The 7,622-nt window shown below is 35.9% G+C and carries 10 protein-coding genes and 1 pseudogene; all 11 read left to right on the plus strand.

Going from position 1 to position 7,622, the window contains the following annotated elements; translation table 11 throughout:
* Positions 1-370, plus strand: a 370-nt coding sequence (locus ABZC96_RS06570; RefSeq protein WP_373029932.1) for a hypothetical protein, incomplete at its 5' end; no start/stop codon positions are given.
* Positions 371-460: 90 nt separating this feature from the next.
* The gene (locus ABZC96_RS06575; protein ID WP_373029933.1) at positions 461-994 is read left to right on the plus strand and encodes a hypothetical protein; all 534 of its coding nucleotides are present in this window, start codon (positions 461-463) and stop codon (positions 992-994) included.
* The gene (locus ABZC96_RS06580) at positions 995-1,609 is read left to right on the plus strand and encodes a tetratricopeptide repeat protein (protein WP_373029935.1); all 615 of its coding nucleotides are present in this window, start codon (positions 995-997) and stop codon (positions 1,607-1,609) included.
* Between the two features lie 249 nt (positions 1,610-1,858).
* Positions 1,859-3,325 carry a cytochrome-c oxidase, cbb3-type subunit I gene (ccoN, locus tag ABZC96_RS06585; protein WP_373029936.1) on the plus strand — a complete coding sequence of 489 codons (1,467 nt, stop codon included), beginning with the start codon at positions 1,859-1,861 and terminating at the stop codon, positions 3,323-3,325.
* Between the two features lie 13 nt (positions 3,326-3,338).
* Positions 3,339-4,004 (plus strand): cytochrome-c oxidase, cbb3-type subunit II, encoded by a 666-nt coding sequence (gene ccoO / locus ABZC96_RS06590; RefSeq protein WP_373029937.1) that lies wholly within the window; start codon positions 3,339-3,341, stop codon positions 4,002-4,004.
* A gap of 10 nt (positions 4,005-4,014) precedes the next feature.
* Entirely contained in the window at positions 4,015-4,233 is a 219-nt protein-coding gene (locus tag ABZC96_RS06595) for a cytochrome c oxidase, cbb3-type, CcoQ subunit (RefSeq protein ID WP_373029938.1), read from the plus strand.
* On the plus strand, positions 4,230-5,120 hold the full coding sequence (locus tag ABZC96_RS06600) for a c-type cytochrome (RefSeq protein ID WP_373029940.1): 891 nt from the start codon (positions 4,230-4,232) through the stop codon (positions 5,118-5,120). Before ABZC96_RS06595 ends, ABZC96_RS06600 begins: the two co-directional genes overlap by 4 nt.
* A 10-nt stretch (positions 5,121-5,130) precedes the next feature.
* Complete coding sequence (locus ABZC96_RS06605; protein WP_373029941.1) at positions 5,131-5,367, plus strand: DUF4006 family protein; 237 nt, start codon at positions 5,131-5,133, stop codon at positions 5,365-5,367.
* 104 nt (positions 5,368-5,471) lie between these two features.
* Positions 5,472-6,101: a hypothetical protein gene (locus tag ABZC96_RS06610; RefSeq protein ID WP_373029943.1), complete on the plus strand. Its 630-nt coding sequence runs from the start codon at positions 5,472-5,474 to the stop codon at positions 6,099-6,101.
* Positions 6,088-6,636: a FixH family protein gene (locus tag ABZC96_RS06615; RefSeq protein WP_373029945.1), complete on the plus strand. Its 549-nt coding sequence runs from the start codon at positions 6,088-6,090 to the stop codon at positions 6,634-6,636. The genes ABZC96_RS06610 and ABZC96_RS06615 overlap by 14 nt, the downstream gene beginning before the upstream one ends.
* A gap of 102 nt (positions 6,637-6,738) precedes the next feature.
* Positions 6,739-7,622, plus strand: a pseudogene (locus ABZC96_RS06620) (PD-(D/E)XK nuclease family protein); the annotation flags it as partial.

Here is a 7,622-nt window from a genome sequence, read left to right on the forward strand (position 1 = left end):
CTATTTCATTTGGCAAGTACCACATTTTTGGTTACTTGTGATGCTCTTTCATGGTGACTATAAGGATGGTGGCTACCCAACAGCGATGCGTCTCTTTGGTGAGGGTACTCTACAAAGACTTACTTTTGTATGGTTAATGCTGACTATTCAAGCCGGTGTATTCCTGGTCTATACATTTAATGTATACTCCAATATTACCATTGCTCTTTCTATTGCATTAGGTGTATGGGCATTTTTGACATCGATAAAACTGCTTAAAAAAGAGTTCAAACTTACAGATGCGCGTTCTATTTTTTGGAAGATAAATGCTGCTTTTTTAGGTATCATCATACTACTTAGTATCGATGAATATGTTAAACATCATCTATAGTAATATCCCTAATAGCAGGTTTTCCTGCTATTAATCTCTAGTTTATAAAAAAACTACTACACTTTCACAGCTATATTTCAAGGAAAGATCATGCAAGAACAACATTATGCACTTAAAACTATTTTAGAGAGTGTCTTCAAAGAAAAAAACCACAAGATTAAAAAAAGACTTATTCATAACAACGCAATTTTTGGGGGATTAAGTAGTAATTGGATCAAACTTGCTTTTATCATTTTACCTTTTGCTATGTATGCAGCTGTATTCAACCCAACAGCATTTAAAGCATTGGGTATAGCACAAGCTATTGTTTTTTATATCATACTTCTTGTAATTGCGATGCAGATAGTAGTGGGTGTAACATACTTTAATAACAAAAAAGTAGTTAAAACAGCTATGCAAGAGTGGGAGAAGTATTTTCCAAATATAGATTTTAAAATGATACTATCATCAGGTGTTACTCCTTATGTAGATTTTAAGAAGCACTATGAATCAGCTTTGCATGAAAATCTTGATGAAGAAACAATGAAAAAAAGACTAGCTGATGCTTTTAAAGAGATGGAAGAAGAAAATAGTATTCTTGTTGAAGCTATGAAAAGAGATAAAGAAAAGAGAGAAGGTAAATAAATGTTTAAAATATTGATTTCATTGACACTGTTTACACTTGGGACACTTTTGGCATCTGAGACAGTTGATTTAAAAGTTGCTTGCTACGAGAATAATGCAACAGCATGTTATATGTATGGTTTACCTATGATCACGGGAGAAAATGAAAAAGTACAAGATATAAGAGAAGAGGGTCTTAGTTATATGCGTAAGGCTTGCCTATTAGATGAAACGCGAGGTTGTGACATGATGGGTAAGAATTATTATAAAAATCAAAACTATAGAATTGCTAGGGAATACCTTGAAAAATCATGTTCCCGGGATGTAAAGTTTGCCTGTGAGACGATGGGAACGATCTATCGTGATGGTCATGATGTAAGACCCGATGATGTAAAATCAAGAGAGTTTTATGAAAAAGCCTGTGATTTAAAAAGCGGTGATGCATGTTTTAATGTAGCGATTATCTATCGTGGTGGTTTTGGTGTCGAGAAAAGTAGAGTAAAAGAAAAAGAATTTTACAAAAAAGGTTGTGATGTTGGGCTGAAAGCCGGATGCGACCGGTTTGTTGAGTTGGACAACGAAGACAAAGGTATAGAAACTGGAATCTGGACTACTATAAAAAGCTGGTTTAAATAAATATCTTCTCTTTTTGTAGCATATTTAAGAGTATATTACTCCTAAAAAAATCAATAAATTTGATAGTAAAATCAGGATAAAATTACTCTTTTTAATGTTTTAACTACACTTGTATTTACGTCACATGTCACCTTTTCCCCCAAATAAAATTATTATAATATTATTTAAGTACACTTATAATCAAATAGTATTATAATTATTATTGAGTGTTGTAATTTTACAGCATAGAATTAATACAAGGGGGTATGCATGCAATCAAACGCAGCATTGGAATATGATTATTCTATAGCAAAGTTGTTCACATATACAACAATTTTGTTTGGATTTTTAGGTATGTTAGTTGGTACAATTATTGCCGCACAAATGGCATTTCCTGAATTAAACTATCTACTGGGTGAATATGGAACGTTCTCAAGACTGAGACCAATTCATACAAATGTAGTGGTATTTGGATTTACAGTAAGTGCTATTTTTGCTACATGGTATTATATAGGTCAAAGAGTACTTAAAGTTTCTATGGCAGAATCAAAGTTCATCATGGTTATCAGTAAGATACACTTTTGGCTTTATTTTGTAGGAGCACTACTAGCGACAATTACTCTATTATTGGGTATTTCTTCTGGTAAAGAGTATGCACAATTTGAGTGGTTTATTGACCTTGTGATCGTTGTTATCTGGGTTTTATGGGGACTATCTATGATGGGACTTATCGGAATCCGAAGAGAAAAAGCACTTTATATCTCTGTATGGTACTATCTTGCATGTTTTCTTGGTATTGCTATGTTGTACTTGTTCAACAATATGTCAATCCCTACTTACTTCGCAACTGAAGGTCTTGGTGCTATCACACACTCAGTATCTATGTATTCTGGAACAAATGATGCACTAGTACAATGGTGGTATGGACATAACGCGGTTGCGTTTGGATTTACTGTACCTATCGTTGGTATGATCTATTACTTCCTTCCAAAAGAGTCTGGACAAGCGATTTATTCATATAAGCTTTCTTTACTTTCTTTCTGGGGATTGATGTTCGTTTACCTTTGGGCTGGTTCACACCACCTATTATGGTCAACCGTTCCAGATTGGATGCAAACAATGGGTTCTGCGTTCTCTGTAGTACTTATCTTACCATCATGGGGTTCAGCAATTAACATGCTCCTTACGATGAAAGGTGAGTGGAATCAGTTAACAGACAATCCATTGATCAAATTTATGGTTCTTGCATCAACATTCTATATGTTGTCAACAATTGAAGGTCCTATTCAAGCGATCAAATCAGTAAATGCAATTGCGCACTTTACAGACTGGATTCCTGGACACGTTCATGATGGTGTTCTTGGTTGGGTTGTATTTATGGTTATGGCTTCATTGTTCCATATGGCTCCACGTATGTTTAAAAGAGAAATTTACTCTAAAAAACTTATGGAGACACAATTCTGGCTTCAAACAACAGCTGTTGTTCTTTACTTTACATCTATGTGGATCGCAGGTATTACACAGGGTATGATGTGGAGAGCAGTAGATGAGTATGGTAATTTGATGTATAGCTTCATCGATACAGTAAATGTATTACACCCATACTATGCGATAAGAACAGTTGCTGGTGTTATGTACCTTGTTGGGTTCCTAATGTTCGCTTACAATATGATCAAAACTATGACTTCTTCGAGAGAGATTACAGAAGAACCACAGTTTAGAACACCTATGGCATAAGGGGGTAGGTATTATGTTTCATTGGTTAGAAAAAAATCCATTCTTCTTCGCTTCGGCGATTTCGATTGTTATCGCATTTGCAGGGCTTATTGAGATCGTTCCAAACTTTGCAAAGGCCGCAAGGCCTGTAGTTGATTTAAAACCTCGTACAGTTCTTGAACTTGCAGGTAAAAATCTTTATATTAAAGACAACTGTATGTCATGTCACTCACAGCTTATTCGTCCGTTTAAGTCTGAGACAGACCGTTATGGTGATTACTCGCTTTCTGGTGAGTACGCGTATGACAGACCATTCCTTTGGGGTTCTAAAAGAACAGGTCCGGACTTACACCGTATCGGAAACTATAGAACAACAGATTGGCACGAAAATCACATGATGGCACCTGCTGAAATCGTTCCAGGTTCTATTATGCCGGCATATAAACATATGTTTACAAATGTAGCTGACATCGAAACTGCATATGCAGAAGCGGTAACAGTTAAAAATGCATTTCATACACCATACGGTCCTGAGTTTAAAAGAACTAGAGCTGCATGGGAAGCACACAGACCAAAAGTTCTTGCAGATGCAAAAGCTATCGCTGATGATATGAAAAATAAAGATGTTAAAGAAGCAGTTGCGAATGGTCAAGTACCTGAAATCGTAGCATTGATTGCTTACCTTAACAGTTTGAAATAAGTGAGACAGAATGGACATTAGGGATCTTCAAGGCTATGCCAGTTTCTTTATGACCATTTTTTTGGTAGTGATGTTGTACGGGTATATTATACACTTGTACAGAAGTGAAAAAAAAGGTGAGCGTGATTATGAAAAATACGGGAATATTGCACTTGATGATGAAGTTACAAGTACACCTGTAGAAGATAAACCCGCGTCTGAACGAGAATATAAGGAGGATAATAAATGAATGCATTAATGATAAAAGCATTGGCATTTGCAGCTATATTAATTATAGCAACGATTGCAGCGGTAATGAGCCTAGATATGAATGTCTTTGCTGATGATATGACTGCGATAACAATGGGTGGTGCTATTGCAGTTGCAACGATCACTGCAGCGGTTGCGGTTAAATATATTAACCAGATAAAAACTGATACAGCAAGTGGTGAACTTGCAGAAGAGAATTGGGATGGAATTGGTGAGTATAAGAATGAACTGCCTTCAGGTTGGGCATATTCATTTTTAGCACTTTTCATTTGGTCTATGTGGTATGGATTAATAGGTTACCCTGTGAATGCCTACAGTCAAATCGGTGAGTACAATGAAGAAGTTTTAGCTTATAATAAGAAGTTTGAAGCGACACACAAAAATGCAGATGCTGCAACGCTTAAAGAGATGGGAGAGTCTATCTATTTAGTTCAGTGTGCTCAGTGTCATGGTACTACAGGTGATGGTCTTTCTGGTAAAGCACATGATTTCACTGCTAGAATGACAAAAGATCAAATATTAGATGTGATCAACAATGGTTCAAACCAATTAGGTTACCCTATGGGTGCGATGCCTGCTGGTATGGCTCAGGGTGAGCAAGCTGAAGAGATTGCAGCATATGTGGCTAGTGGTATGAGAGGTCCTCAACCTGCATCATTTGCAGCTTGTAGTTCATGTCACGGAATAGATGGTCAAGGTAACAATGGTATGTCACCAAACCTTGTATCTTATGATGCGGCATTGATGAGTCATACATTGCAAAATGGTAAAAAGGGTATGATCGGTAAAATGCCATCATTTAAAACACTTATTACGCCAGTGCAAGAGAAAGCTTTGACTGTATATGTTCAGTCATTGTCAAACTAAGGAGTTTAATATGGCAGAAAATACAAAAAGAAGTGTATTTGGATTGAATGGAATCGCAGGAATTTTGATCTCAATCGTAGGTTTATTAGTAATTCTTATTACATTGATGCTAATGACTATCGTTGCACAAAGACATGCAGCGGTAAAGCCTTATGACCCAACAGCGATCAGAGATATAAACAATCTCAAGATGATTTCTGTAGAAAATAAGCAATTTGCATTTATAGATGCGAAAAAGGATAAATAATGATTAAATATATGGATAAAGTACTTATAGCATGTATGGCATTTTCAGCAATAGCAGCATTATATTTGTCATTCAGTGGCAACCTTTTATTTGTAGGATAAAACATGTTCAAAGCAAAAGTAAGGGCAACCTTGCTTGCTTTGGCACTTCCACTTCTTCTAAACGCTACACATATACTCAAAGATGACATTTTAAAAATTGAAGCTTCACAACTTATTAATGAAATAGGTGATGAACTTTTTTCAAAAACGGGCATCAATGGATACGTGATAGCAACCAATGAACACTTCCCTGTAGGTTTTAACTTGGTAGAGTATAGCAAGAAGTATGAAGCGCATATGAGCAAGCCTTATGTCTTATTTATATTTGCACCACAAGCACGTATTACAGAAGAATTGGAAACAAAAGGTAGAGTAGGATTGATTCCCTCATCTGACTATGTTCGCAGTTTATATGACTATAATGCAGTTAGAGATGCAGCAGTGGATGTAGTTTCTTCTAAAGACAGTAATTCGGATGAAGATAAACATAACATTGGTGTAATACAGGCATTTTCAGAACTGGCAGAAGGTATTGCAGAGTCAAAAGGGATAGAACTTACAAAAACGATACCCAATGAGACACGTTATATGGTTTGGGGGTTAAGCATTTTTGTTTACATCGGTTCCCTATTAGTACTTTGGATGTTTGCAATTAGACCAATATATATGAGGATTAAAAATGGCAAAAAATAATGAAAGAACTTATTGGCCGCACATGATACTTGGTTTTCTTACCATAGGTCTTACTTTAAGTTACTGGACTGTAAAGTCAGCTTCGTCCATGCCAGTACAAGAGTCAAATCAATTCATGCTCAAATACCAAATGGCTGATATGAATATCAATCAGATCATGGAGAAAAAAATAGCCTTTGATCAAGCATATAATATCAATATAGTAGATGTAGAAACGATGGTGATGACAGATAATGTGAACAGTAATCGTCCTCAGTTAAACCCAGTGAAATTATCACAGGGAGCCAATGTATTTACCTATGAAGTGGTTGCCAAAAATGGTACAAAAGTTTCTGATGCAAATGTAACATTTTTACTTACGCAGCCTCATAGCAGAACAGAAGATAAATTTTTCCTAAATGTCCCTTATGTGGATGGAAAGTATCAGATCAAAGATGTGAATATCACTAAAGCCGGTAGGTATACATTACAACTTAGAGCTGAAGTCGGTGATACGATGGGATATTCTGAAGTAGCTGCCTATCTCAAACCATAAAATGTAAACCTTTAAGACAAGGCTGATCCTTGTCTTAGTTTTTATCTGTCATATTGACAGATTTTTCTTTTTTATCTTCTACTCTATGCTATACTACTCACCATGAATCAACTCCATATTTATCCAACATCACGAGCATTAAGAACAGTGAGTTCTGAACATAAAGAACACGATGGTTTTTTACCGGCACTTATGCGTATGGATGAATTTGAACAGCGTGCTATTCTTCTGGAAGATAAGGTTCAGATAGATCCACTACAACGTATTCTTCTTTTACGGAAAGCTGCGAGTTTTCAAGCTTTTAAAGACTTGAAATTGAATATTGAGTTGGTCAAGTTTTTTACCAAGAGTGATGCTCTATTTAAATTTTTTGAAGAGTTAGCTGCTGAACAGATAAGCTTTGATACTTTAGTACAGGCAGATGCGTATGCAGAGTTCGAAACGCATCTTGGTATACTCGAACAGCTTTTTGAAAACTATAGAGAGTTACTTGAGACACAAGGGTTTACAGATAAAGCGTTTATCCCAAGTGCATATAGACTCAATGAAGGATTTTTACAAGGCTATGAAAGTATAGAGATACATCTTGAAGGGTATTTGAGCCACTTTGAGTTGGAACTTATTGAAAAAATTGCAAAAAAGACAGAGCTGATCATACACTATACAACCAGTCCATTTAATGTGAAGATGCAAGAACGTTTTGAAGCATTGGGAATTATTTTACCAAATCATGCACATGTCAGTTTTGATCTAACAAATAAAAAAATACTTACTGCTCATCCCAATAGAACAAAGATCAATGCTAACGTTTTTTCTGTGGAAGAACGACAAGAACAGATAGCTGTTGCTTTTGTCCAGATAGAACAGATGGTATGTTCTGGTATAAGCCCGGAAAAGATAGTACTTATCCTGCCTGATGAAAGCTTTAAAGAGCACTTTACACTATTTGATACACACAATAACTTAAACTTTGCGATGGGATATGA

The organism is Sulfurovum sp. (genome assembly GCF_041551015.1).
Classification (GTDB): domain Bacteria; phylum Campylobacterota; class Campylobacteria; order Campylobacterales; family Sulfurovaceae; genus Sulfurovum.

Coding starts and splice junctions, on each gene's coding strand:
- ABZC96_RS06615 (WP_373029945.1), top strand. CDS start 6,088: ATGGCAAAAAATAATGAAAGAACTTATTGGCCGCACATGATACTTGGT.
- ABZC96_RS06575 (WP_373029933.1), top strand. CDS start 461: ATGCAAGAACAACATTATGCACTTAAAACTATTTTAGAGAGTGTCTTC.
- ABZC96_RS06580 (WP_373029935.1), top strand. CDS start 995: ATGTTTAAAATATTGATTTCATTGACACTGTTTACACTTGGGACACTT.
- ABZC96_RS06610 (WP_373029943.1), top strand. CDS start 5,472: ATGTTCAAAGCAAAAGTAAGGGCAACCTTGCTTGCTTTGGCACTTCCA.
- ABZC96_RS06600 (WP_373029940.1), top strand. CDS start 4,230: ATGAATGCATTAATGATAAAAGCATTGGCATTTGCAGCTATATTAATT.
- ccoN (WP_373029936.1), top strand. CDS start 1,859: ATGCAATCAAACGCAGCATTGGAATATGATTATTCTATAGCAAAGTTG.
- ccoO (WP_373029937.1), top strand. CDS start 3,339: ATGTTTCATTGGTTAGAAAAAAATCCATTCTTCTTCGCTTCGGCGATT.
- ABZC96_RS06605 (WP_373029941.1), top strand. CDS start 5,131: ATGGCAGAAAATACAAAAAGAAGTGTATTTGGATTGAATGGAATCGCA.
- ABZC96_RS06595 (WP_373029938.1), top strand. CDS start 4,015: ATGGACATTAGGGATCTTCAAGGCTATGCCAGTTTCTTTATGACCATT.